Source organism: Burkholderia sp. Ax-1720 (assembly GCF_011753035.1).
Taxonomy (GTDB): domain Bacteria; phylum Pseudomonadota; class Gammaproteobacteria; order Burkholderiales; family Burkholderiaceae; genus Burkholderia; species Burkholderia gladioli.
Genome location: NZ_VWWK01000052.1, coordinates 1 through 24,431, shown reverse-complemented (window position 1 = coordinate 24,431; position 24,431 = coordinate 1). Strand labels below are relative to the sequence as shown.

Annotated in this window: 20 protein-coding genes; 12 read left to right on the top strand and 8 right to left on the bottom strand. The window is 67.0% G+C overall.

Annotated features, from left to right (window positions below):
* Nucleotides 1–75: 75 nt before the first annotated feature.
* The 3 genes from F3J18_RS17115 to F3J18_RS17105 form a co-directional block, all read right to left on the bottom strand.
* Nucleotides 76–1,932: an alpha-galactosidase gene (locus tag F3J18_RS17115; protein ID WP_166913452.1), complete on the bottom strand. Its 1,857-nt coding sequence runs from the start codon at nucleotides 1,930–1,932 to the stop codon at nucleotides 76–78.
* A 201-nt stretch (nucleotides 1,933–2,133) separates the two neighbouring features.
* Nucleotides 2,134–3,210 (bottom strand): sn-glycerol-3-phosphate ABC transporter ATP-binding protein UgpC, encoded by a 1,077-nt coding sequence (gene ugpC, locus F3J18_RS17110; protein ID WP_166913451.1) that lies wholly within the window; start codon nucleotides 3,208–3,210, stop codon nucleotides 2,134–2,136.
* Between the two features lie 35 nt (nucleotides 3,211–3,245).
* Entirely contained in the window at nucleotides 3,246–4,001 is a 756-nt protein-coding gene (locus F3J18_RS17105; protein WP_166913450.1) for an SDR family oxidoreductase, read from the bottom strand.
* Between the two features lie 265 nt (nucleotides 4,002–4,266).
* Between F3J18_RS17105 and F3J18_RS17100 the strand changes: the two genes are divergently transcribed.
* From F3J18_RS17100 to F3J18_RS17075, 6 genes are all read left to right on the top strand, one after another.
* Nucleotides 4,267–5,520, top strand: coding sequence for a sugar ABC transporter substrate-binding protein (locus F3J18_RS17100; RefSeq protein WP_166913449.1), 1,254 nt, complete (start codon nucleotides 4,267–4,269; stop codon nucleotides 5,518–5,520).
* 79 nt (nucleotides 5,521–5,599) lie between these two features.
* Nucleotides 5,600–6,472 (top strand): sugar ABC transporter permease, encoded by an 873-nt coding sequence (locus F3J18_RS17095; RefSeq protein WP_029950053.1) that lies wholly within the window; start codon nucleotides 5,600–5,602, stop codon nucleotides 6,470–6,472.
* Complete coding sequence (locus F3J18_RS17090) at nucleotides 6,469–7,314, top strand: carbohydrate ABC transporter permease (RefSeq protein ID WP_025098402.1); 846 nt, start codon at nucleotides 6,469–6,471, stop codon at nucleotides 7,312–7,314. The genes F3J18_RS17095 and F3J18_RS17090 overlap by 4 nt, the downstream gene beginning before the upstream one ends.
* Nucleotides 7,311–8,462, top strand: a complete 1,152-nt coding sequence (locus F3J18_RS17085; protein WP_166913448.1) for a lactonase family protein — start codon at nucleotides 7,311–7,313, stop codon at nucleotides 8,460–8,462. The genes F3J18_RS17090 and F3J18_RS17085 overlap by 4 nt, the downstream gene beginning before the upstream one ends.
* Nucleotides 8,463–8,599: 137 nt before the next feature.
* Nucleotides 8,600–10,594 (top strand): beta-galactosidase, encoded by a 1,995-nt coding sequence (locus tag F3J18_RS17080; protein ID WP_240154524.1) that lies wholly within the window; start codon nucleotides 8,600–8,602, stop codon nucleotides 10,592–10,594.
* Nucleotides 10,595–10,660: 66 nt separating this feature from the next.
* Complete coding sequence (locus F3J18_RS17075) at nucleotides 10,661–12,478, top strand: RICIN domain-containing protein (protein WP_025098404.1); 1,818 nt, start codon at nucleotides 10,661–10,663, stop codon at nucleotides 12,476–12,478.
* A 54-nt stretch (nucleotides 12,479–12,532) separates the two neighbouring features.
* Here F3J18_RS17075 and F3J18_RS17070 read toward each other — a convergent pair whose 3' ends face one another.
* Nucleotides 12,533–13,516 (bottom strand): hypothetical protein, encoded by a 984-nt coding sequence (locus F3J18_RS17070; RefSeq protein WP_166913447.1) that lies wholly within the window; start codon nucleotides 13,514–13,516, stop codon nucleotides 12,533–12,535.
* A gap of 331 nt (nucleotides 13,517–13,847) precedes the next feature.
* Between F3J18_RS17070 and F3J18_RS17065 the strand changes: the two genes are divergently transcribed.
* Nucleotides 13,848–15,482, top strand: a complete 1,635-nt coding sequence (locus F3J18_RS17065; protein ID WP_166913446.1) for a hypothetical protein — start codon at nucleotides 13,848–13,850, stop codon at nucleotides 15,480–15,482.
* Here F3J18_RS17065 and F3J18_RS38555 read toward each other — a convergent pair.
* Both F3J18_RS38555 and F3J18_RS17055 read right to left on the bottom strand, forming a co-directional pair.
* On the bottom strand, nucleotides 15,468–16,064 hold the full coding sequence (locus F3J18_RS38555) for a TetR/AcrR family transcriptional regulator (RefSeq protein ID WP_166913445.1): 597 nt from the start codon (nucleotides 16,062–16,064) through the stop codon (nucleotides 15,468–15,470). The two genes, F3J18_RS17065 and F3J18_RS38555, sit on opposite strands and share 15 nt — an antisense overlap.
* A gap of 101 nt (nucleotides 16,065–16,165) precedes the next feature.
* Complete coding sequence (locus F3J18_RS17055) at nucleotides 16,166–17,080, bottom strand: LysR family transcriptional regulator (RefSeq protein WP_166913444.1); 915 nt, start codon at nucleotides 17,078–17,080, stop codon at nucleotides 16,166–16,168.
* 132 nt (nucleotides 17,081–17,212) lie between these two features.
* Between F3J18_RS17055 and F3J18_RS17050 the strand changes: the two genes are divergently transcribed.
* The gene (locus tag F3J18_RS17050) at nucleotides 17,213–18,406 is read left to right on the top strand and encodes a M20 aminoacylase family protein (RefSeq protein WP_166913443.1); all 1,194 of its coding nucleotides are present in this window, start codon (nucleotides 17,213–17,215) and stop codon (nucleotides 18,404–18,406) included.
* A gap of 50 nt (nucleotides 18,407–18,456) precedes the next feature.
* Here the strand turns inward: F3J18_RS17050 and F3J18_RS17045 are convergent, their stop codons facing one another.
* Nucleotides 18,457–19,356, bottom strand: coding sequence for a LysR family transcriptional regulator (locus F3J18_RS17045; protein WP_166913442.1), 900 nt, complete (start codon nucleotides 19,354–19,356; stop codon nucleotides 18,457–18,459).
* A gap of 181 nt (nucleotides 19,357–19,537) precedes the next feature.
* Here F3J18_RS17045 and F3J18_RS17040 point away from each other — a divergent pair, with 181 nt between their 5' ends.
* Nucleotides 19,538–20,500: an aromatic alcohol reductase gene (locus F3J18_RS17040; RefSeq protein ID WP_166913441.1), complete on the top strand. Its 963-nt coding sequence runs from the start codon at nucleotides 19,538–19,540 to the stop codon at nucleotides 20,498–20,500.
* A gap of 16 nt (nucleotides 20,501–20,516) precedes the next feature.
* On the opposite strand, the gene F3J18_RS17035 is transcribed toward F3J18_RS17040, so the two are convergent.
* Nucleotides 20,517–20,693, bottom strand: coding sequence for a DUF1328 family protein (locus F3J18_RS17035; RefSeq protein WP_025100145.1), 177 nt, complete (start codon nucleotides 20,691–20,693; stop codon nucleotides 20,517–20,519).
* Nucleotides 20,694–21,112: 419 nt separating this feature from the next.
* On the opposite strand from F3J18_RS17035, the gene F3J18_RS17030 reads away from it, so the two are divergent.
* From F3J18_RS17030 to F3J18_RS38550, 3 genes are all read left to right on the top strand, one after another.
* Entirely contained in the window at nucleotides 21,113–21,868 is a 756-nt protein-coding gene (locus F3J18_RS17030; protein ID WP_166913440.1) for an SDR family oxidoreductase, read from the top strand.
* 139 nt (nucleotides 21,869–22,007) lie between these two features.
* On the top strand, nucleotides 22,008–22,538 hold the full coding sequence (locus F3J18_RS17025; RefSeq protein WP_166913439.1) for a sugar dehydrogenase complex small subunit: 531 nt from the start codon (nucleotides 22,008–22,010) through the stop codon (nucleotides 22,536–22,538).
* Between the two features lie 87 nt (nucleotides 22,539–22,625).
* Nucleotides 22,626–24,299 carry a GMC family oxidoreductase gene (locus tag F3J18_RS38550; protein WP_166913438.1) on the top strand — a complete coding sequence of 558 codons (1,674 nt, stop codon included), beginning with the start codon at nucleotides 22,626–22,628 and terminating at the stop codon, nucleotides 24,297–24,299.
* Nucleotides 24,300–24,431: the final 132 nt, after the last annotated feature.

The following is a 24,431-nucleotide window of genomic DNA, read 5'->3' as shown; positions in this document are numbered from 1 at the left end:
CCGCCTGCTCCACCGGGCGGCGGCAGGCAGGCCGCCGGGCCGGTAGCGGGTCGAAACCATGGCTGGGCTGCCGGGCTAGTCGTTCAGGACATCGGCATGCGGCGCGGCCCAGATCTGATTGACCTGGTTGGCCGTGCAGGCATACAGGTCGAGCGGCGTGCCGGGTTTGCCGAGCGTGCCGTCCACCACGCCGCGATAGATGTCGAGGCAGGTCCCGTCGGCGGCCGCCGCGAGCTGGCCATTGCGCCGGTAGCTGAATTGCTGCTTCGTGTCCTGCGCATTGCAACTGGCGAGCGTGGCCCACTGGCCGGCAGCGCCGCCGAGCGTGGCGCCGGGCGCCGTCGAGCTCAGGCACAGACCGGTGCCCGCCAGCTCCACGGTGCGATCGGCCTTGCGGCTCCAGCGCTGCTTCGGTCCCGCGTCGCAGTTGGCGAGGGCGAGCGCCGCGCCGGGCGCCGCGCTGCCGGCGGCGATGCACAACGGCGTCGCGCCCCAGTCGCCGACCGTCTCGATCTCGCCGGTCGGCGCCCAGCCGCCGCATGTGCCGCTCAGTTTCAGCATCGCGTTGTCATGGGCGCCGATCGTCAGGGGCACCTGCGCGGCGAGCTGCGAGCCCGAATGCGCCCACAGATCGCGCACCGCCAGCGTGCAGGGCGTGCCGTCCGCGCCGTTGCGGTAGCCCAGGTTCGCGAACGACAGCGTCGGGCTGGCCGACGCGGCGCCCTTGTTCAGCACCACCACGGCCAGCGCATGGTCGGCGAGCGGTTTCGCCACCACCTCGATGCCGGCGCTGCTCGAGGGATCGTCGCGCGAGACGCGGTAGCCGCCGATGCCGAGCCGGTCCTGGTCGACCGCGACGACCTCGGCGTTGTTCAGCGTGGCGAGCGACTGCTGCCAGCGGGGATCGGCCGGATTGGCCGCGAACTTGCGAACGTCGGTGCTGAGGATGAGCGGGGCGGCCATCGCCGACCAGAGCGCCATCTGGCTGCGCTCCTCGGCCGGCGTGAGCCCGTTGTCGCCGATCAGGAGCTGGTCGGGATCGTTCCAGTTGCCCGGCGACACGTAGCGCGACAGCGCGATCGTCTCGTTGTAGCTCTGATAGACGCCTTCCTGGTAGGCATTGGCGTTGTAGTAGTCCCATGGATCGCTGGCCGCCTGGCCGCCCGCGGTCATCGAGGTGGTCCGGATGTCCGGGCCGGTGCGCCACATCTGGCCGAGCGGCCGCACCCAGTCCAGCGTGGCGTACTTGGCGGACCCGGTGGGCCCGTAGCCGGCCGGCGCGGATTCGTTGAACAGGATCTTGCGCGCCGAACCGGCGCTGGCCTGGCCCAGCGCATCGGCCATCTGCTTGAAGAGCTGCTGCGGCGTGGCATTGTCGATCGCACCGCAATTGTCGAGCTTCAGGGCATCCACGCCCCAGGCCACGTAGGTCTGCGCGTCCTGCAGCTGATGGCCCTGTTCGCCGGCCGCCACGCCCTGGCAGGTCTTCGCGCCGGAGGTGTTGTACAGGGCGGCGAGCATGCCCTTGGCATGGACCGCGCTCGCGTAGGCGCCCAGGTCGGGATCGAAGCCGGGCTGCTGGGAGCCGCCCCAGCGCGCGGCGCCCTGGATCTGCCCGCTGCCGCTGCGCGACATCCAGCAATCGTCGACCCACAGCAGGGTATAGCCCGACGCGACCAGCCCCGTCGCGCGCATCGCCTCGGCCTGGTCGAGCATGAAATGCTGGAACGAGTAATTGGCGCGCGCGCTGCCGTCGGTGGGCGCCTGGGCCGTGCACTGGAAGCGGGCCCAGTTGTTGAAGCCCATCGGCGGGGTCGCCGCCAGCGGCGTGCTGGTATTGGCGGCCACGGTATCGGCGTGGGCCGGCAGGTTCAGGCAGAGCGGCAGGGCGAGCAGCGCGCTCGATGCGAGGCGCGGTAAGCGGGTACGCATGCGATTCTCCTCGGGAACGGAGCGAGGCCGGCGCCAGGATTGGCCGTGACGCGCTCCGGTTGCACAGCGGAACGAAGGGGCAAGCTGTTGCCGAATTGCAGCTTCCCCCGGGATGGATGTGGATTCCTAATCAATCGATGCCGAAGCGGGATCCATGCTCCGAGTTCGGGCCGCCGCCTGGAAATCGGCGGCCCGAACCTGTCAATTGAGGCGCTGCCCGCTGTCCGCGTCGAACAGGTGCATGTGCTCGGGCGGCAATTCGAGGCCCAGCTCGATGCCGGGCCTGTCGATCGTCCGGTCGCGGGTGGTCAGGCACCAGGTCGCATCGGCCAGCTTGCCGTACACGTGGGTTTCCGCTCCGGTCGGCTCCACCACGTCGACCGACAGGCGCAGCGCGCGCTCGCCGTTCGACCAGGCAATTTCCTCCGGGCGCACGCCGAGCGTGACGCGCTTGCCCGCGAGCGCGCCCGGCAGGTCGGCGGGCAGCGGCACGCGCGTGCCGTCGGCGAGCCGCAGCGTGGGGAGATCCCGCGCAGCCTCGACCGTGCCGTCCACGAAATTCATCGCCGGCGAACCGAGGAAGCCGGCGACGAAGCGGTTGGCGGGGCGATCGTAGAGCGCCAGCGGCGCGCCGATCTGCTCGATGCGTCCGGCATTCATCACCACGATGCGGTCGGCCATGGTCATCGCCTCGACCTGGTCGTGCGTGACATAGACCACCGTGTTGCGCAGCCGCTGGTGCAGCGCCTTGATCTCGGTGCGCATCTGCACGCGCAGCTTGGCGTCGAGATTCGACAGCGGCTCGTCGAACAGGAACAGCGCGGGTTCGCGCACGATCGCGCGCCCCATCGCGACGCGCTGCCGTTGGCCGCCCGACAACGCGCGCGGCAGGCGATCGAGATAGTCGGACAGGTTCAGCATCCTGGCCGCCGCGCGGATCCTCGGTTCGTAGTCCTGCCGGGCTTCCTTGCGGATCCTCGGGCCGAACGCGATGTTCTCGTGCACGCTCAGGTGGGGATACAGCGCGTAGCTCTGGAACACCATCGACACGTTGCGCCGCTGGGGCGACAACTCGTTGGCGCGCGTGCCGCCGATCCGCAGCTCACCGTCGCTGATGTCCTCGAGGCCGGCGATCATCCGCATCAGGGTGCTCTTGCCGCAGCCGGACGGCCCGACCAGGACCACGAATTCGCCGTCGTCGATATGCAGGTCGATGCCGTGCACCACCTGCGCCGCGCCGTAGCGCTTGGAGAGGCCTTGCAACTGGACTTCCGCCATGTCTTTTCCTTTCGAGCCCTGGCCCGGGTGGGGTGTCAGAACGATTCGAGCGTGAGTTCGGCCGCCATCAGCCGGTTGCCGGCGAGCAGGCCGCCGTCGACCGGCAGCATCACGCCGGTGATCATCCTCGCCTGCTCCGAGGCGAGGAACAGCACGGCGTCGGCGATATCGTCCGGGTTCGGGAAGTCGCCCAGCGGATACCACTTGCGCAGCTTCTCGAGCACGGCCGGATCCTTGGCGATGCGCGCCTCCCAGGCCTGCGTCCTGACGGTGCCCGGGCAGACGATATTGGCGCGGATGCCGAACTGGCCGAACTCGGTCGCAAGCGCCCGGGTATAGCTGACGAGCCCGGCCTTCGCCGCGCTGTAGGCAGGGTGCCCGAGGCTGGTGGCGCCGTTCACGGAGCCGATCACCACGATGTTGCCGCGCCGGCGCTCGATCATCGAGGCGCGCACGGCTTCCACCGAGTAGTAGGTGCCGTTCAGGTTGAGGTCGATATCGCGGCGCCAGTCGGCATCGCGCGTGCTGGCGAGCGAGCCGGCGACGGCCGCTCCCGCGTTGGCGACCAGGATCCCGACCGGGCCCGCCTCGCGCACCGCCGCGTCGACGGCGGCACGCACGGCTTCGCCGTCGGTGAGATCGGCGACCACCGGGCGCACGCCGGGGAGGGCGGCCAGCGCGGCGCCATCGCGATCGAGCGCGAGCACGGTATCGCCTTGCTCGACGAAGCGGCGACACAGCACGCGACCGATTCCGCCGCAGGCGCCGGTGACCAGAACGACATGATTCATGGGATTGTTTCTCCGAGGTTTGGAATGCATGGGCGCTGCGCCCCGATCTCGTCCCGATGCTTCGCAGTTCGTGAAAATTATATACACGAGCATCGGCGCCGTTGCTTATGGATTGCCCCAGGTTTGCCTGGATGAGCAGAATATAAGCGGAAAACACCGGAAAAAAAATCTCAACGGGCTCGTGACATTTTTATTTTTGCTATGTAGGATTTTTACAAGGACGGACATCGAGAGCCGTCCATCACATCATGACGAGGGGTGCCCCATGCGATTTTCCCGGTCGACCATCACGAGACTCTGCGGGTTCGCCGCCGGCGCGCTGGCCGTCTGCCTGGCGAGCCAGGCGGTGCGGGCCGACACCGTGCGAGTCACGGTCGCGCACTACAGCGACGCCACCGCGCCGTACTTCGAGAAGATGGCGCGCGGCTTCGAGCAGGCCAACCCGGGCACCACCATCAAGATCGAGGACGTCAACTGGGACACCCTGCAGCAGAAGCTGCAGACCGATATTTCCGGCGGCGCCAATGCCGACCTGGCGATCGTCGGCACGCGCTGGCTGCCGGACTTCGTGCGCGACGAGCTGACCGAGCCGCTCGACGGCTACATGAACACGGCGTTCCGCGACCGCTTCATCGGCTCGCTGCTCGCGCCCGGCGAAGTGGGCGGCAAGCTGTACGGGCTGCCGATCGCGGGATCGGCACGCGCGCTGTACTACAACAAGACCCTGCTCGCGAAAGTCGGTTATCCGAACGGACCGGCCAGCTGGGACGACGTGGTGGCCGCCGCGAGGAAGCTGAAGGCCCAGGGCATCGCGGGCTTCGGCCTGCAGGGCAAGGAGATCGAGACCGACGTGTATTTCTATTACGCGCTCTGGTCGTACGGCGGCGAGGTGGTCGGCAAGGACGGCAAGGACGGCAAGGACGGCAAGGCGGCCTTCAACGGCCCCGCCGGCATCAAGGCCGCGCAGCTCTACCGCTCGATGATCGATGCCGGCCTGACCGAGCCGGGCGTGACCGGCTACAACCGCGAGGACGTGCAGAACCTGTTCAAGCAGGGGCGCGTCGCGATGGTGATCTCGGCGCCGTTTCTCGCCCGGCAACTGAACAAGGAGGTGCCGAACCTGAAGTACGGCATCACCGGGATCCCCGTCGGCACCGTGCACGCGACCTATGCGGTGACGGACTCGATCGTGATGTTCCGCAATTCGAAGGTGAAGAAGAGCGCGTGGAAGTTCCTCGACTACCTGTTCACCAAGGGCCCGCGCGTGGAGTTCACGCGCACCGAGGGTTTCCTGCCCACCACCAAGGCCGAGGCGGCCGACCCCGCGCTGGGCGATGCGGATACCCGGGCCTTCGTCGCGCTGCTGCCGAGCGCGCATTTCGCGCCCACCATATCCGGCTGGGAAGACACCGCCCGGGCGGTCACGAACGCGGTGCAGGCGATCTACCTGGGACGCGCGCAACCGGCCGCCGCGCTGAACGCCGCGGCCAGCGAGGCGAACCATGCGCTCGGACACTGATGCGCGCGCCGCGGGGCTGGCTTCGGGCGAGGCGGTGCTCGCGCGCCGCGCGCCGGTGAGGCGCCGGGGCGGCAGGGCCATGCCGCGCTCCACGCTGCCCTGGCTGCTGATCGTGCCGAGCCTGTTGCTGGCGCTGCTGATCATCTCCTATCCGGTCTTCAACATCGTCTACCAGTCGCTGCATGAGGTCTCGCGCTTCGGCACGGTTCGCGGCTTCAGCGGGCTCGACAATTTCCGCGCCGTGTTCGCCGATCCGGTCTTCATCGGCTCGCTGTGGCGCACCGTGTACTGGACCGCCTGCGTGGTCGGCGGGACCGTGCTGATCTCGGTGCCGGTGGCGCTGGTGCTGAACCAGGATTTCCACGGGCGCGGCCTGGCGCGCACCATCGTGATGCTGCCGTGGTCGGTCTCGCTGACCATGACCGCAGTGGTCTGGCGCTGGGCCTTCAACGACGACTACGGCATGGTCAACGTCACGCTGCAGCGCCTGCACCTGATCGGCGCGCCGCTGCACTGGCTCGCCACGCCCGGGCTGGCCTTCACCGCGGAAATCCTGGTCGGCATCCTGGTCTCGATCCCGTTTACGGTGACGATCCTGCTCGGCGGGCTGTCCTCGATCCCGGCCGACATCTACGAGGCCGCGCAGATCGACGGCGCCGGCGCCTGGCAGCGTTTCCGGCGCCTGACGCTGCCGCTGCTGCGGCCGTTCATCAACATGGCGATCCTGCTGAACGTGATCTACGTGTTCAATTCCTTCCCGATCATCTGGGTGATGACGCAGGGCGGCCCCGACGAGAGCACCCATATCCTGGTCACCTACCTCTACGAGCTGGGCTTCCGCCTCGGCCACCCGGGGCAGGCGGCGGCGGTGTCGCTGATCATGCTGGCGATCCTGTTGCTGTTCTCGATGATCTACCTGCGCATCCAGCCGAAGCACGAGGAGGCCGCATGAACGCCAAGGGCAAGCGCACGCTGTGGTGCTGGCTGGTCCTGTCGCCGCTGGTGATCGTGATCCTGTTCCCGTTCGCGGTGATGCTGTTCACCGCGCTCAAGCCGGCCGACGAGGTGTTCGTCTACCCGGCGCGCTGGCTGCCGAACCACTGGCGCTGGCAGAACTTCGTCGACATGTGGCAGGCCGCCAACTTCGGCGTGGCGCTGCGCAACAGCCTGGTGATCAGCTTCCTGTCCACCGCGCTGGCGCTCGCGGTCAGCCTGCCCGCCGCCTACGCGCTGGCGCGCCTGCCGTTTCGCGGGCGCGGCGCCTATCGGCAGTTCCTGCTGCTCACCCAGATGCTCTCGCCGATCCTGCTGGTGGTCGGGCTGTTCCGGCTCGCCGCGATGATTCCCTACGGCGACGGCAACCTGGTCGACTCGAAGATCGGCGTGATCGTCTCGTACGCGGCGTTCAACATCGCCTTCGCGGTCTGGATGCTGTCCTCGTACTTCGAGACGGTGCCGCGCGATCTCGAGGAATCGGCCTGGCTGGAGGGCTGCGGACGCGGCGCGGCGGTGCTCAAGGTGTTTCTCCCCCTGACCGTGCCGGCGATGGTGGTGGCCGCGATCTTCACCTTCATCAATGCCTGGAACGAGTTCGCCGTGGTCTACACGCTGATCCGCTCGCCTGAGAACAAGACGCTGACCGTGCAGGTGACCGACATGGTGGCCGGCAAGTACGTGGTCGAGTGGCAACTGGTGATGGCGGCGACGCTGTGCGCCACGCTGCCGGTGTCGATCGTGTTCGCCTGGCTGCAGCGCTTCATGGTCAAGGGCCTGGCGATGGGGGCCGTGAAATGACAGGCCCGGCGGAAAGCCGCCGGCGCGCCGCGAAGCCCGGCGCCAGGCCGATGCTGCTGGTCGGCAGCTATGCCGAGGGTGGCGACGACGGGATCCACGTCTACCGGTTCGATACGGCATCGGGCGCGCTCGAGCGCGTCTTCGCGATCCCCGCGGCGAATCCGTCCTACCTGGTTGCGAGCCGCGACGGCCGCCATGTCTATGCGGTCAACGAACTGCCGGGCGGCGGCGCCTCGCCCGGCATCGCCACCGTGACGGGGATGGTCAGCGCCTACGCGTTCGACGCCACGAGCGGCACGCTCACGCTGCTCGATCGCGTGTCCTCGCATGGCCAGGATCCGTGCCACCTGAGCCTGTCGCCGGATGGTCGCCACCTGGCGCTCGCCAATTACTCGGTCGCCGCCGATCCGGGCGGCAGCGTGACGGTCCTGCCGATCGCCGCCGACGGCCGGTTCGGTGCCGGCGCGGCGAGCGTGCGCCTCAAGGGCAGCGGCCCGGTAAGCGGGCGGCAGGACAGCGCGCACGCGCATTCGGTGGTGTTCGCGCCGGACGGCCGTCATCTGTTCGCGCTCGATCTCGGCGCCGACCGGATCCTTCGCTGGCGCTTCCAGGGCGAGGCGCCGGACAAGCCCGCGCAACTGGTCGATCCCGTCTGGCTGCAGGTCCGGCCCGGTTCCGGGCCGCGGCATCTGCGCTTCGGCCCGGAGGGGCGTTTTGCGTACGTGATGAACGAGCTGGACGCGAGCATCGATGTCTATCGCCATCACGACGGCCTGCTGAGCCTGGCCCAGCATGTGCCGATGACGGAGCCCGGCTTCGGCGGCGGCGTGGCCGGCTCGGCGCTGCACTTCTCGCCGGACCGGCGCTTCCTGTATGCCAGCAACCGCGGCGATGCCGACCAGATCCTCGTCTACGCGGTCGATCCTGCCAGCGGAATGCTGAAGGAGGCAGGGCGCCAATCCTGCCTCGGCAGGACGCCCCGGGAGTTCGCGATCGATCCGGGCGGCGGCTGGCTGATCGTCGGCAACCAGGGAAGCGACGCGTTGCGCGTCTTTCGCCGCGACCAGGAATCGGGACGGCTCGATCCCGAACCCGGCAAGGTCACGATCGGCAGGCCGGCGGGTTTCGCGTTCGTGTCGTCCGGGTAGATTTTTTCGCCGTTTCACTTAGTTTTGCTAATGAAAAATAACGAATCGGATGGGCTGGATCCCGGGCCGATCGCGTCACGGCCTTGAATAACAAGACTGGCGGCAACCACATCGCCGCCGATATCACGAGGGCAGGTATGGCTACGAGTCGAAGGAACTTCCTGGCATTGACGAGCTTGATGCCGGTGCTGGCCGCATGCGGTGGCGGCGATGATGGAAACGACGGCGGCGCGACACCGCTATCGGCCGGATCGACGGGAAGCGCGTCGTCATCGGCCGCCGCACCCGAGCCGCGGCCGAGCGTGCGCGCACGGCACACCTTCTCGTTCAGCAGCGACGGCGCGCAATTCCTGCTGGACAAGCAGGCATTCCAGATCCGCAGCGGCGAGATGCATCCCGCGCGCATCCCGGTCGAATACTGGCGTCATCGCATCCGCATGGCCAAGGCGATGGGGATGAACACCATCGCGCTCTACATCATGTGGAATTACCACGAGTCGGAACCCGGGGTATTCGACTTCCAGACCGACAACCGCGATATCGTCGCCTTCATCCGGCTCTGCCAGGACGAGGACATGTGGGTGCTGCTGCGCCCGGGGCCCTATGTCTGCGGCGAGTGGGACCTCGGCGGCCTGCCGTCCTACCTGCTGCGCTACTCCGATATCCAGCTGCGGGTCGATTCGGCCACCGACGCGCGCTACATGGCGGCCGTCTCGCGCTACATCGCGCGCCTGGTGCCGATGATCGCGCCGCTGCTGGTGTCCAGCGGCGGCCCGATCCTGATGATCCAGATCGAGAACGAGTTCGGCTCCTATGCGAACGACCCGGCCTACATGGAGGAGGTTCGCCAGCTCTGGGTGCAGGGCGGGATCAACGGGCCGTTCTATACCGAGGATGGCCTGACGCAACTCGAGCAGAACCAGTCCAACGTGAAGGGCGGCGCGATCGCGCTCAGCGACGGCACCGCCGACGGCATCGCCGCGGCGCGCGCGCGTTATCCCGACGTGCCGGCGATGGCGGGCGAGGTGTATCCCGGCTGGCTCACGCACTGGGGCGATCCGGTGCTGCAGGGCACCGCCACCGACATCTCGGCCACACTGGACGCCCTGATGAGCCGGAAGCTGTCCTTCAACCTGTACGTGATCCACGGCGGCACCAGCTTCGGTTTCTTCTCCGGGGCGAACACCGATACGGGCAGCGGCGAGTATCAGCCGGACATCACCAGCTACGACTACGCCGCGCCGATCAGCGAGCAGGGCGTGGCCACCGAGCACTACACGCGCTACCGCAAGCTGATCGGCGGCTATCTTCGCGCGCCGCTGCCCCCCGTGCCCGATCCGGTGCCGACCCTGGCGCGCACCGACACGATCACGCCCGCGCCGTTCGCCTCCTTGTGGGACAACCTGCCGGCCGCCTTGCCGGCGGCCTCCACCGAGCGGCCCCAGCCCTTCGAGATGTACGGCCAGGCATTCGGCCTGGCGCTCTACCGCAAGACCTTGCCGGCCTACGCCGGCGGCGTGCTGACGGTCAGCGAGGTGCACGACTACGCGACGGTCTTCGTCGGCGGGCAGTATGCCGGCGGCATCTCCCGCGCGGCGCTGCCGGCCGACTACGCGCGCAGCTTCAATCTCACGCATCACCAGCCGCTGAGCCTGCCGGCCGGCCCGGCGAATTCGCCGGCGCCGGTCCTCGACCTGCTGGTCGAAGGCATGGGCCGGGTGAACTACGGCCATGCGATGGTCGATCGCAAGGGCATCCTCGAGTCGGTCTCGCTGCAATCCGGCGGCGGCAGCCAGGAACTGCTGGGCTGGGAGGTTCGCCTGCTGCCGCTCGACGCCGGGTTCCTGGCCGGCTTGCGGCCCGTCGTCAGCGACCCGCGCCGCGGCGGCCTGTTCTTCAGGACGACGTTCCAGCTCGACGCGAGCGCCGATACCTATCTCGACATGAGCCGCTGGACCAAGGGCCATGTCTGGGTCAACGGCCGCCATCTGGGGCGCTACTGGGCGATCGGGCCGCAGCACCGGCTCTATTGCCCGGCGCCCTGGCTGCGCCAGGGCAGCAACGAGGTGCTGGTGTTCGACCTGCACCAGACCGACAGCCAGCCGATCGCGTTTGCCGCCACGCTGGCCTGAGCACCCCGGCTGCCGGCCGCGGCCGGCGCTGGTTCGATCCGTTTCCAATCGAGAGGGAAATCCATCATGAAATCGATGCAAGGCCGGCTCGCGACGATCGCCGGCACCAGCCTGTTGTGCATGGCCGCGAGCGCCCAGACGGCGAGTTTCAGCGTAGGCCCGTCGGTGGCCGCGAGTCCGGTGTCGGATAGTCCGAACTCGCTGTTCATCGATCGCGACGGCAGCTTCTATGCGCAGAACGCGCTCTCGCAATACGACGACAATCCCGACAACCATTACTGGAAGTTCTACAGCGGCGCCGATGTCGACAATCTGAGCGAGGCCAGGGCCCATTCGCAGTACGACACGCGCGTGCTCTGCAACGACCGGAACCCAGTCGCGATCGCGCTGTTCGGGCAGCCCGTGACATCGCGCACCGGATATACGCAGGCCGACTACTGCGACCTGGTCGGCGTGTGGGTGGATCCCGATTCGGGCAATTGGTACGGCGTGGTCCATAACGAACTGTTCGGCAACGATCCACGCGTCGACGCCATCTCGTACGCGATTTCCACCGACCAGGGCGCGAACTGGACGCTCCAGGACCCGATCCTGAGCTCGCCCTACGGCCGCGGCGACCCAAAGACGCCGTATTACTACTACGGCGACGGCGACCCGCGCCTCTACGTGGACAACGTGGGCGGCTATTTCTACATCTTCTATACGAGCCGCATCCAGGGGCAGAACGGCAATCCGGGCGGCTTCGACAACTACATGTGGGCACACGCGGCGCGCGCGCCGATCAAGGACAAGATGAAGCCCGCGTCGTGGCAGAAGTTCTACGCCGGAAAGTGGCAGCAGGTGCCCGGCACGAACTGGACCTGCGATGCCGCCACGGCCGCGGCCACGCCCTGCACGACGGCGCCGGTGTCCAGTTCGCTCGAATCGAACATCGCGGGACCGACCAGCGATCTCGCCGCGCAAGGCGGGCCGGCCGCCGACGGGACCGGCAGCGAGCGCTTCGTGCCGCCGGCGCAAGGGGCGGGCGACCTGCTGTCCGCCGGCTACACGAACGGCACGATGCGCGTCATGAACGTGGCATGGAACCTGTATCTGCAGAAGTACGTCGCCGTGGCCGAGGATCGCGCGATCACGAAGCCCGGCACGCGCGATTTCGACTACAACGGCCCCGCGTCGACCCTGAAGTTCTACGTCTCCGACGACCTGGCGACGCAGCAGTGGCGCTTCGCCGGCAGCGTGCCGTACCAGACCGCCTCCTGGTATCGCTGGTTCACCGACAGCGTCTCGAAGACCGCCTCCGATACGCTGGGCAATCGCTTCCGCACGTATTGCGTGTACGGCAAATGCCAGACCTACGGCGCGGAATATGCCGACGTGACGATCACGCCTGACGCGAGCCGCGATGCGGCGTCGCTCGCTTACGCCGATGCGGGCGGCATGCGCCTCGCCGTCAAGTCGGCCCCGGTGCAGGCCTACGTCGTGCATCCCGGCAACGGCGGCACCAATCTGCCCGCCGCGGCCTCGGGCGCCTGGACCTTGGGCGCGCTCGGCGACGGTTTCTTCACGCTGCAACTGGGCGGCCGCTATCTCGGGGTGGGGAGCGGCAATGCGGGAAGAGCCTGGGGCGCGGCACCGATCTGGTCGTCCTCGGCGGGCGGCGCGCAGCAGCAGTGGTACTTCCAGAAGATCGGCAGCGGCGGCTCGGGCGGCTATCGCATCGTCAATCGCTACAGCGGCCTGGCGCTGAACGTGTCGGGCACGGCGCTGACATCGGACCTGGCCGGCGTGAGCACGGTGCCGATCCGCAGCTGGGATGCCGCCGCCGGCGCATCGATCCCGGTCTGGCCGCAGGCGGGGCAGGCCTTGCGGCTGGTTGCGCGCTAGGCTTGCGATTGGCCTGCGCCATGCTTCCCGGCGCAGGCCCGATCGCTGCGGCCGTTACCTGCCGGCCGCGGACGACCGGGAGAACGGCGAGACCAGGCTCGACGCGGCGGTCGAACGGCGTTCGCTCAGGACTTGCGAGAGAAACAGCGCTTGCGGGTAAACCGACTTGATGAAGTCGACATACTGCGAGGTCCGCGCGCCGGTGGACAGGCTATCGCTGCCGCCGTTGGTGTCGGCGATGATGGTCCAGATACCGCTATGCAATTGCCACCACGCCGATCCGCTGTCGCCCGACGCGGTCCGGGTCCAGGCGTCGATGCCCTTGGACGGGTCTCGGCCGACCGATGTCTTGAACGCTGCGCCGATCCCGTGATCGTTTTCGAAGATCGACGAAATCGTCGCCGCCCCGGCGGCGCGGCGCGGGCCCGACTTCGGGAAATAACCGCCGTTCGAGCCGCCGGTGCCGGTTCCCCAGGAGCCATAACCGGCAAACCAGACTTCCTTGTTCAATTCGCCTTCGTTATCCGACAGGTCGTAAAGAACCGGGCGCGCCACCTTGTTGCCGTTTTGATCGAGAATATCCGCGATCTTGGGCAATTGAATCAATGCAATGTCGGTGGAAGCGCCGCCGAAACCCGGCGTATTGGAAAAACGATATGGCCCGGTGGTATATGAGCCTTGACCCGAAGCGATGGTTCGCTCTTTCCAGTCGGTGAACTTGAAATTGCCCTTGCCCGTTTGCTGGGTCCCCTCGGTGCAATGCGCGGCCGTGAGCAGGAATACCGACTTGCCGTCCGCGGAATCGCCGAGCCAGGTGGCCGTGCAGGCGCCCCCGGGCGTGTCCAGGTGCCCGGCGGAAAGGAACTGCGGCGCATAGCTCTGTACGCGCTGGGGTTCCAGCGCCGTGGCGATGGTACCCGGAATGTCCTTCAGGTTGCCGCCGTTCGCGGTAAATACGTCGTCGCTGACGACAATTGCCTGCGCCTGGGAAAGCGAGAGAAAACCCAGGGTTGCCAGTGTGAGCTTGGAAATATTCACAATAAATTCTCCGAATTGATAATTGCGAAGACTTCGCCAATGAAATTGGCGAACGCAATCTATCACGGGATATCGTGAATGTAATTCTTCGTAAAAATCGACATCAATTCATTGGTTTATTTTTTAAAATTTGATAATTGAAGATTTCGGGGCACATCATGAGTGGATGCTACTGATGGCACGCCACCAGGGCGTGGTTTCCGGCCGTGCCACCGAAATCAGCATTAGGATAGTGAAGGTTCGCCGAATTCCATCAGGCATCAACGAAACAATCAACAGGAAGGCGGCGCAGTGAAGTCGAAGCATGTCAACAATCAGAAAAGAGGATTTCATGAAGCGTTTTCTCGTTTGTGCTTTGGTACTCGGCTGGTCCATGGTGTCAGTTTCGGAGGCGCAGACCACGTCCGTCCAAGACTTACATGTGAATGGCGACGCACAGTTCGATGGCACATTGAGTTTCGGCCATCCCTCGGGAGTGACCGACGCGATTCAGTATGCAGCACCCAATGGTGCGGCAAGATCGGTGAGCAGCAAACTGGGTGACGTGGTCAACGTGCTGGATTTTCCCGGGTGCGATCCCACCGGCAATGCCGACAGTACCGCGTGTATTCAGAATGCGGTCGACTCATCCGCCGGGAAGACCCTGGATATCTCTGGTACGTACAGAATTTCTGCCCCAATTACCATCACGAAGGCCCTGAAGATCCGTGGTGCGAAGGGGCAAGCCGTTCTGCGCTTGAGCACACCCAACCAGAACGGTATCGTGCTTGGAGACGGAACCGATGCCACCAAGGGGCAGCTTTACTACACGTCGATCGATGGCCTGCAGATCGCGCCGGCTGAAGGCGTCGCCGCCTCGACTTCAGGTGCGGCACTCCTGTTGAGAAACGTCGGTTTCATTGATATCGGCGACCTGGTTATTTACGGTGCAGACTCGCAGGGCAGCAAACTGTTCAATGGCATCGTCAGCGAGGTGGCTTCTGAGTACAAGATCATCAGGCCGCGCTTTTCCAACTTGAATGGGAGCGGCATCACCACTACCGGCACCGACACCCAAGCGCATCGCAACGTCGACTTGTTCCTGATTGAACCGCTCTTCACCGGCATCAACGGGGACTGTATATATTTTGGCGCCTTCTCGGAAGGACAAACCGTGACACTGCCGGTTGCATACCAGAACAATGCTTGGTTTCTCCATATCAACAGTCCTACCACCATGAACGGATTCAATTATTTCGTGACCACCCCGGATATCGAACTGGACGGCACCGGACAAGGAATTTTCGTTGAGCAGGGGTCGAATCTGTGGGTGACAGGTGGCTGGATCGGCTCCAACACCGCGATTGGAAGCATGGCGCTCAAGTTGTCGAGTGCGGGATCGAGTCATCACTTCAGCAACGTGGAGTTCAGTGAAGTCACCGCGACGATCGACGCACCAGCAACCTCGTTTACAGGATCGACGTTCACTGGAGACAATGCCACGCAGACGGTAGGGGTGACGGTCACGGACAACGCAACCGATTTTCAATTTCATGGGGGCCGAATCCGTCAGTACACGCAGTACGGTATCTCCTTGAGCGCGAATGCGTTCCGGCCCAGCATCACCGGTGTAAGTTTCAAGAACATAGGTGTACAGGAAGTGAGTGGTGCGAACAATACCAACGTCGCGGAAGTTTCCTCGATCCAGTCGGATGCGCCATTCAGTCTTGCTGCCGTTGCCTCGCTACCGTTGCGCTACGGCAGACACTTCATCCAGGTGAACGGTTCGACTCCCATCGTCAACATGACTGTCTTGGCACCGGGCACGAACATCACGGTCCAGGCAGGATCTGGTGGTATCACGTTCAATGGATCACCGACACTCATCCTCAAGCAAAACGAGACATCGCTGAATGTGCCAGCTTTCAGCATCGTTCAATTCACGACGGACGGGAATACGTGGTTCGAAACGTCACGCAATTTTTGATGAGAGATTGATCGGCCAAACCCCCATCGCCACCTCGATCATCCGCTCCAGCACCTCGCGCCCGGCCCCCGCCTGGGGCAAGCCCAGCACCGCCTGGAACACGCCGAGGAAGTGCCAGGCCAGCGCCTCCACGTCGGCCTCGGCCGGCAGTTCGCCGCCGGCCACCGCTTCGTTCAGCAAAGCCACCAGCACCTCGCGCTGCCGCCGCGCGCCGTCGAGCGCGGCTTCCTGCCCGGCCGGCGGCAGGTCCACGCGCTCGGCGCAACTGCGCGTCACCAGGCAGCCCGGCGGGCGCTGCGCGGATGCCACCGGCAGCATGCCGCGCAGCAGCGTCTCCAGCTTCTCGCGCGCCGTGCTTCCCTCGGCCGAATTCATGCGGCGCAGCACGCGCTCGGTGTAGGTGGCCAGCGCGACCTGGAACAGGCCGTCCTTGTCGCGAAAGCGCTGGTAGAGACTCGAGCGCGACAGGCCCGTCGCCTCGGTCAGGTCGCTGATCGAGGCCGCCGCGTAACCATGGCGCCAGAACACCTGGATCGCCGCGTCGATGACCACGGCCTCGTCGTATTGGGGCTTGCCGCTCATGAGCTTCTCTTTCGTGATGGGGAAGGCGCCGCGTGGCGCATCCGCTAGATGGATCGATCGTTCCATCATATAGCGAAACGATGACGATCGCCGCGCGCCGCTCAGGCCGCCGACAGCACGCGCACGATCTCCTTCCACAGATGACTGCCGGCGGGCGGCAGCCGCCGGCCCGCGCGCGTGATCACGTAGCGGTCGAAGCCGCGCGCGATCGGGTGATTGAGTGGAATCGCGCGCACCTCGCCGCGCGCGATCTCGCAGCTGGCGGCGCGCCGCGTCATGAAGGCGATGCCGAGCCCCTCGGCGGCCAGCAGCAGGGTGGTGGAGAAACGATCGCAGCGGAACCGGGGCGTCAGCACCAGCCGCTCGGCATCGAGCATCGCGTCGAGATGCTGTTGCACCGCGAACTGCGGCTCCAGGAACACCAGGTCCTGGTCCGCCAGATCGCCGATCGCGATCGTGTTGCGCCGCGCCAGGCGATGCCCGCGCGGCACGATCGCGCACAGCGGATCGCTCTGGATGCGCCGCATCTGCAAGGCCGGATCGCGCTGCAGGCCGACCGCGAGGCAGATGTCGACCTGGTCCTCGCGCACCAGGCGGATCAACTCCGAGAGCGGCGCGCTGCGCAATTCCAGCGTGATGTCGGGAAAGCGCTGGCTGAAGGGCTTGAGCACGCCGCCGACGAATTCGGCCACGAAGCCCTCGGCGATGCCGATCGTCAAGCGCCCGCGCCGCAGCGCGCGATAGTCCTGCAACTGTTGCCGGAAGCGCCGCGCATTGCGTTCGCGCTCGCGATGGTAGTCGACCATCGCCAGGCCGACCTCGGTCAGCGCCACCGAGCGGCCCTTGCGCGATACCAGCGGCAGGCGCAGTTGGCGCTGCAGCAGCGCGATCTGGCGGCTGACCGTGGAGACGTTGACGTCGAGCGAATCGGCCGCGCCGCGCATGCTGCCGTGGGTGGCGACGGCCTCGAGATAGGCGAGGGTGCGTTCGCTGATGAGCGGATCGTCGTCGAGCAAGGCGGCTCCGTCTGTTGCAGGGAAAGCAACATACTCGCATGTGGCGGCACCGCCTTCAAGGCGAGGCCGCGCGCATAATCGCGGCTCGTACCGCCGACAAGGCCATCATTTTCCGCCCGCAAGAGGCCGCTCATGAACCGACTGTTCTCCAGCCTGACCGAACTCGAACCGCTCGACGAGGACATGCGCTACCTGCGCCACACGCTGCACCGCCAGCCCGAGCTGGCCTTCGCCGAGGAGGAAACGGCGCGCGAGGTGGCCGCGCGCCTGCGCGACTACGGCTACGAGGTGCATACCGGGGTCGCCGGCACCGGCGTGGTGGGGGTGTTGCGCGCGGGCGGCGGCACGCGCTCGATCGGCCTGCGCGCCGACCTCGACGCCTTGCCGATCACCGAGGAAAACGGCTTCGCGCACGCGAGCTGCGTGCCGGGGCGCATGCACGCCTGCGGCCACGACGGCCATACCGCCATGCTGATGGGCGCGGCCCGGCACCTGGCGCGAACGCGCCGCTTCGACGGCACGCTGAACCTGATCTTCCAGCCGGCCGAGGAACGCGGCTACGACAGCGGCGCGAAGCGCATGGTCGAGGCGGGGCTGTTCGAGCGCTTCCCTTGCGATGCGGTGTTCGGCATGCACAATCATCCGGGCCAGCCGCAAGGCCGGCTGATGTTCCGCGCCGGCGATTTCATGGCGGCCGGCGATCGCGTCTTCATCACCATCGAGGGCAAGGGCGGCCACGCCGCGCGCCCGCACCAGACGCACGATCCGGTGGTGGCGGCCGCCGCGATCGTCACCGCCTTGCAGACGGTGGTGGCGCGCAACGTCGATCCCTCGCGCGCGGCGGTGGTCACGGTGGGCATGCTCAATGGCGGCCACGCGCCGAACGTGATCCCGCATCGCGTGCAGATGAGCCTGAGCGTGCGCTCCTTCGATGCCGACACGCGCGCGCTGCTGCGCCGGCGCATCGAGACCCTGGTTTCGATGCAGGCGGCCAGCTTCGAGGTGGAGGCGAAGATCGACTATGTCGAGGGCTACCCGGTGGTCCACAACCACGCGGCCGAGACCGCCTTCGCGATCGAGGTGGCGAGGGAGGTGGTGGGCGAGGCGAACGTCGAGGCCAACATGGAGCCGCTGATGGGCAGCGAGGATTTCGCCTACCTGTTGCAGGCCCGGCCCGGCTGCTTCCTGCGCATCGGCAACGGCCCCGCGACGGGCGGCCGTGTGCTGCACAGCCCGACCTACGATTTCAACGACGACAACCTGGTGGTGGGCGCCGCGTACTGGTCGCGGCTGGTCGAGCGCTATCTCGACCCCGCGCGCGCCTGAGCCGCGCGTCTCGGCAGGCCTGGTGGCGACCAGGAGGAACGCGCCGGCGGCTAGGCCGCCAGGTCGGCCGTCACGGCTGACGACACCCAGTCGATGAAGGTGCGCACCGCCGCGTTCACGCGCGCCTGCGGATAGACGATCGAGACCGGCACGCTCGCGCAGCGCAGGTCGGCCAGCACTTCCCTGAGCCGCCCGCTGCGCAGGTAGGCGGCGGCCGCGAAGGCCGAGATCTGGATCAGGCCCAATCCCTCCAGCGCGCATTGCAGATACGCTTCGGTTTCGTTGACGGCGTAGCGGCTCGGCAGCGTCATCGCGCGCGCCTCGCCGTCCACCCTGAAACGCCAGTCGAGCGGCCGCCCGGTCGCGTTCGACAGGTAGTTGACGATGCGGTGCTCGCCCAGCGCATCGATCGAAGCCGGCTCGCCGTGGCGCTCCAGGTAACGCGGCGAGGCGCAGGTGATCCACGCCAGCTCGCCGAGCCGGCGCGCCACCAGCGAGGAATCGGCCAGTTCGCCGGTACGGATCACGCAGTCGATGCCTTCGTGGATCAGGTCGGCTGGCCGGTCGCTCAGGCCCAGCACCAGCTCGATCTCGGGGTAGCGCGCCTCGAACTCCGCGAGCCGCGGCAGCACGCAGGCACGGCCGATCACGCCGGGCAGGTCGACGCGCACGCGCCCGCGCGGCGCGTTCGCCTCGCTCAGCAGGGCGCGCTCGGCGCTGGCGATCTCGCCGAGGATCGCGCGGCACGAGGCCAGGTAACGTTCGCCGGTCTCGGTCAGGCTCAGGCTACGGGTGCTGCGCCTGAGCAGCGGCGTGCCGAGATAGGCCTCGAGCTGCTTGACCGTGGTGGTGACCGAGGAGCGCGGCAGCGACAGCGTTTCGGCGGCCTTGCTGAAGCTGCGCGCCTCGACGACGCGCACGAAGGTCGTCATCGCGTGAAGTTTGTCCATAGGAGCCGGGCAGACGGGGAGGTTCCGCCACTCTAGCCGAAGATGGCCGCTACGCGAATCGCGCCGCCCCGCGGCTCCTCGCCCACGCGTTCTGTGTTCAAGCCGGCCGAACAATGGCCGGGCCGCCCGCCGCTAAGCTTCGCTCCTGTCCCGATACGGGCTTTGCGAACGGAGAACGAAGATGGCGAATACCGGCAATATCCAGCATGACGAAACGATCCTGGTGCTGGGCGCGGGCGAACTCGGCATGGCCATGCTGCGCGCGCTGGCGCGACGGGCAGCGGCGACCGGCGGCGGCACGCGCCTGAGCGTGCTGCTGCGCGCGGCCACCCTGGCCTCGACCGATCCCGCCAAACAGCGCGACCTGGCCGAACTGCGCGCGCTCGGCATCGCGATCGTGACGGGCGACCTGGCCAGCCAGTCGCGCGAGCAGCTCGCGGCGCTGTTTCGGCCTTACCACACGGTGGTCTCCTGCACCGGCTTCGTCGGCGGGCCGGGCGTGCAGCGCAAGCTGGCCGGCGCCGCGCTCGATGCCGGCGTGCAGCGCTATTTCCCCTGGCAGTTCGGCGTCGACTACGACGTGATCGGCCGCGGCAGCGCCCAGGACCTGTTCGACGAACAACTGGACGTGCGCGAGATGTTGCGCGCGCAACGAGCCACCGAGTGGGTGATCGTCTCGACGGGGATGTTCACGAGCTTCCTGTTCGAGCCCGCGTTCGGCGTGGTCGACCTGGCGACGCTCGCCGTGCATGCGCTGGGCAGCGAGGACACCGCCGTGACCCTCACCACGGCCGACGACATCGGCGCGCTGACGGCCGAGGTGCTGTTCGCCGAGCCACGCATCGCCAACCAGGTGGTTCGCGTGGCGGGCGACACCGTCACCTACCGCGAGCTGGCCGATGCGCTCGAACGCTGGAGCGGCCGGCGCGTCAGGCGCGAGACCTGGAGCGTGCCCGAGCTGCAGCGGCAACTGGCCGAGGCGCCCGGCGACGCGCTGCGCAAGTATCGCGTGGTGTTCGCGCAGGGGCGCGGCGTGGCCTGGGACCAGCGGCAAACCTTCAACGCGGAGCAGGGCATCGCGGTGACGGGGCTGGAGGCCTGGATGAAAGCGCAACTGCCGAGCCCCGTCGCGACGCCGCGCTGAGAGCGGGCGCCGCGCGCTATTTGACGACGCGTTTGGCCACCACCACGCCGATCACCAGGAACACGATGCACAGCAGCAGGAACAGGCCGAACAGGAACTTGGCGATCGCGGCCGAACCGGCCGCGATACCCGTGAACCCGAACAGCCCCGCGACGATGGCGACCACCGCAAAAATCAATGCCCATTTCAGCATGTCGATCAGCTCCCGATAACGAATTGGTTGATTGGAATGTCGAGGATGGGTATCGACGACGGCCGCAAGCGGGTGCATGACGCGTTGCGGCCTGTTTTGCCGGCGCGAGGCCGGCGGGCTTCTCATGCAAATGGCGGGCCAGCTCGTGCGAATCGGCCGTCGGCGCGCTGCGCCGTCGATCCGGCGGGATCCTGCGGATGCGGCCCGACGGGTATATCGGGCGCCGGGGAAAGTCTGGAACAGGTAAATGTTACAAATTTCCATAACCCGAATTGCAGGAATGTTAGGACCGGAATTCGGACTGGGACGATGAGAAAAATTCACGTTACTCACGCAAAAATGTCGTAATTCCGGCGTGCAACACGGGCCCGCCTCCATGGAATAATTCGTGGCTCCTCGAATTGAATGGAGCCGTCGACATGTTCGATCTCGCCGCCAAAGTCGCCGTCGTCACGGGTGGAACCAGTGGAATCGGCCTGGGCATCGCCCGGGGTTTGTTGCGCGCGGGTGCGCGAGTGGCCCTGGTCGGGCGCGACGAGACGCGCGGCGCGAAAGCCCTGGCGCAGCTCGAGGCCGGCGACGCGGCCATCTACGTGCAGGCCGACATCTCGGTCGGCGAGCAGTGCAATCGCATGGTGGACGACGTCGAGCGGCATTTCGGCCGCGTCGACATCCTGGTGAACAATGCCGGCATGAATATCCGCCGACATGCGCAGGACTATTCGCACCAGGAGTGGCACCGGATCGTCGACACCAACCTGAGCAGCGCCTTCTACTGCGCGCAGGCCGTCTATCCGGCCTTCCTGCGCGCCAAGGGCGGCAAGATCGTCAATATCGGCTCGATGCTGTCCCTGTTCGGCACCACCCACGGCGCGGGTTATGCCGCGAGCAAGGGCGGCATCGTGCAGTTGGGCCGCGCCTTGGCGGTGGAATGGGCGCCGAGCAACATCCAGGTCAATACCCTGCTGCCGGGATGGATCGAGACCGAGCTGACGGCCGAGGCCAAGCAACTGTTTCCCGATCTCGAGGCAGGCATCCTCGCGCGCACGCCGCAAGGCCGCTGGGGACGCCCCGAGGACCTGGCCGGCATCACGGTGGCCCTGTGCTCGTCGGCTTGCGACTTCATCACCGGCACCGCGATTCCTGTCGACGGCGGTTATTCGATCCAGGGCTGAGGCGCCCGGCCGTCGCCGCCTGCGACGGCGCAGGATTGCGCCGAGGCCACGGCCCGCCGCGCCACCCGCGATTCGGTATCCTATGCGATGCATTCGACGTGTCGCCAAACGCGATCAAGAAGCCAGAGAGGCCATCGTCATGACTACCCCACATCACCGGGACGACTACGTTCCCTCGCAGGCCGGCCGCCGCCGCTTCGTGTTCGGCATGCTGTCGCTGGCCTCCTTGAGCGTGGTCGATCTGTGGACCGAGGTCCACGCCTCGTCCGCCACCGACCACGCAGGGCTCGACCGCTTCATGCAGGTCTCCAGGCTGGTGTCGCCGAGGGCGGCCGACCCGGCCACCGGCGCCGCGCTCTACCAGGCGCTGCGCGAGCGCGAGCGTGGTTTCGATACGAACCTGCAGGCCCTGGCCGAGCGGATCGCCGCGCGGCCCGGCATCGATGTCGACACGTTGGCCGCCGATCTCGATCGCAGCCGCCTGGGCGCGCTTCGCCAGACGCTGAATGCTGTCACCTCGGCCTGGTACCTGGGCGTGGTCGGCTTCCGCACCTATGCCTACCAGACGGCGCTGATGTTCGGCGTGGTCGCCGACGTGCTGAGCCCGCCGAGCTACGTGCGGCGCGGCCCGCTCTACTGGGCGACGTCGCGCGTGCTGCCGGCTGCCTGATTCGCGCTCGCGGACCCCGGCGGCACGAGGCGGCCTCGCGTCCGCCCATCGCCCTAATAACAAGCTATCCCCTCGGAAATCGCACCCATGAATCCCACATCGCTATCGGCCGACGTCGTGATCGTCGGCGCGGGCGCCGCCGGCAGTGTCGCGGCCCTGGAGCTCGCGAGCAGCGGGCTGTCGGTGCTCGTCCTCGACGCCGGGCCGCGCGTCACGCGCGGCGAGATCGTCGAGAACTTCCGCAACGCGCCGGTCACCACGCGCGCGCTCACCACGCCCTATCCGCCCAAGCCCTGGGCGCTGGCCCCGACCTTCTACGACACCGAGGGCAAGGTCCAGGACTACCTGCAGGTGAGCGGCCCCGACGGCGAGGCCTACCAGACCGATTACCTGCGGCTGGTCGGCGGCACCACCTGGCACTGGGCGGCTTGCGCGTGGCGGCACCTGCCCAACGACTTCCGACTGCGCTCGACCTACGGCGTAGGCCGCGACTGGCCGATCGCCTACGAGGATCTCGAACCGTATTACTACCGCGCCGAGCTGATCTGGGGCGTGTGCGGCCCCGATCCGCTGAACGGGCCGGGACAGGAATACCTGGGTTCGCCGCGCAAGCAGAAATACCCGATGGACCTGATGCCGTGGACCTACACCAGCCGCGTGGTCGACGAGGCCGTGCGCCGCCATACGCAGTGCCGCGTGGTGCACGAGCCGGAAGGGCGCAACACGCGGCCCTACGCGGGCCGCCCGACCTGCGCCGGCAACAACAACTGCATGCCGATCTGCCCGATCGGCGCGATGTACAACGCGATCGAGACGGTCGTCGCGGCCGAGAAGGCCGGCGCGCGCGTGATGGAGAACTCCGTGGTGTACCGGATCGAAACCAATCCGGCCAACGACGAGGTGGTGGCGGTCCACTTCTACAACCCGGACAAGCAGAGCTTCCGCGTCACCGGCAAGCGCTTCATCCTCGCCGCGCACAATATCGAGACCGTCAAGCTGATGCTGTTCTCGAAGGACGAGAAGAATCCCCGGGGGATCTCCAACAAGACCGACCAGGTCGGCCGCTACATGATGGAGCACGCCGGCACCGAGGTGCAGTTCACCTGCCAGAACCCGGTCTGGATGGGGCAGGGGCCGCAACACAACGCGGCCATCGATACCTGGCGCGACGGCCCCTGGCGCACGGACATGGCCGCCTCGATCCATCGCGTCGACGAGATGAACATGACGGCCCAGGTCACCGCCGCCGCGCTCAAGCAGGGCCTGGTGGGCAAACGGCTGGAACAGGCGATCCGCCATGGCGCCGCGCGCCGCATCGAGATCTCCTCGCATCACGCGGTGCTGCCGAATCCCGGGAACCGTCTCACGCTGTCGGACAAGAAGGACATGCTGGGCATCAACTTCCCGAGCGTCCATTACACGATCGACGACTACACGCGCCGCAGCGCCGTGCGTACCGTGAAGGAGCTCTACGAGCCGCTGATCGCCGGGATGGGTGGCACCGACGTGAGCTACATCCCCGACGCGAACAATCCCTACCAGTTCTCGGCGGAGGATCATCCCGTCGGCGGCGCGCTGATGGGCAACGACCCGAATACCTCGGTGGTGGACGCGCAGTGCCGCTCGCACGAGTTGAAGAACCTCTACATCGCCTCGAGCGCGGTGTTCGTGAACACCGGCACGGCCAACCCGACCCTGACGATCGCCTCGCTGAGCCTGCGCGTGGCCGATACGATCAAGGCCGAACTGGCGCGCGCCTGAGGAGATGTCGATGAAGCAAGCTGGATTCCTTCGAGCGCTGCTGATCGCCGCGACGCTGCTGGCCGGCGGCGCGGCCTTGCCGGCGCGCGCCGCCGATGCGGCCACCGCGCCGCCTTCGGCCGAGCTGCTCGA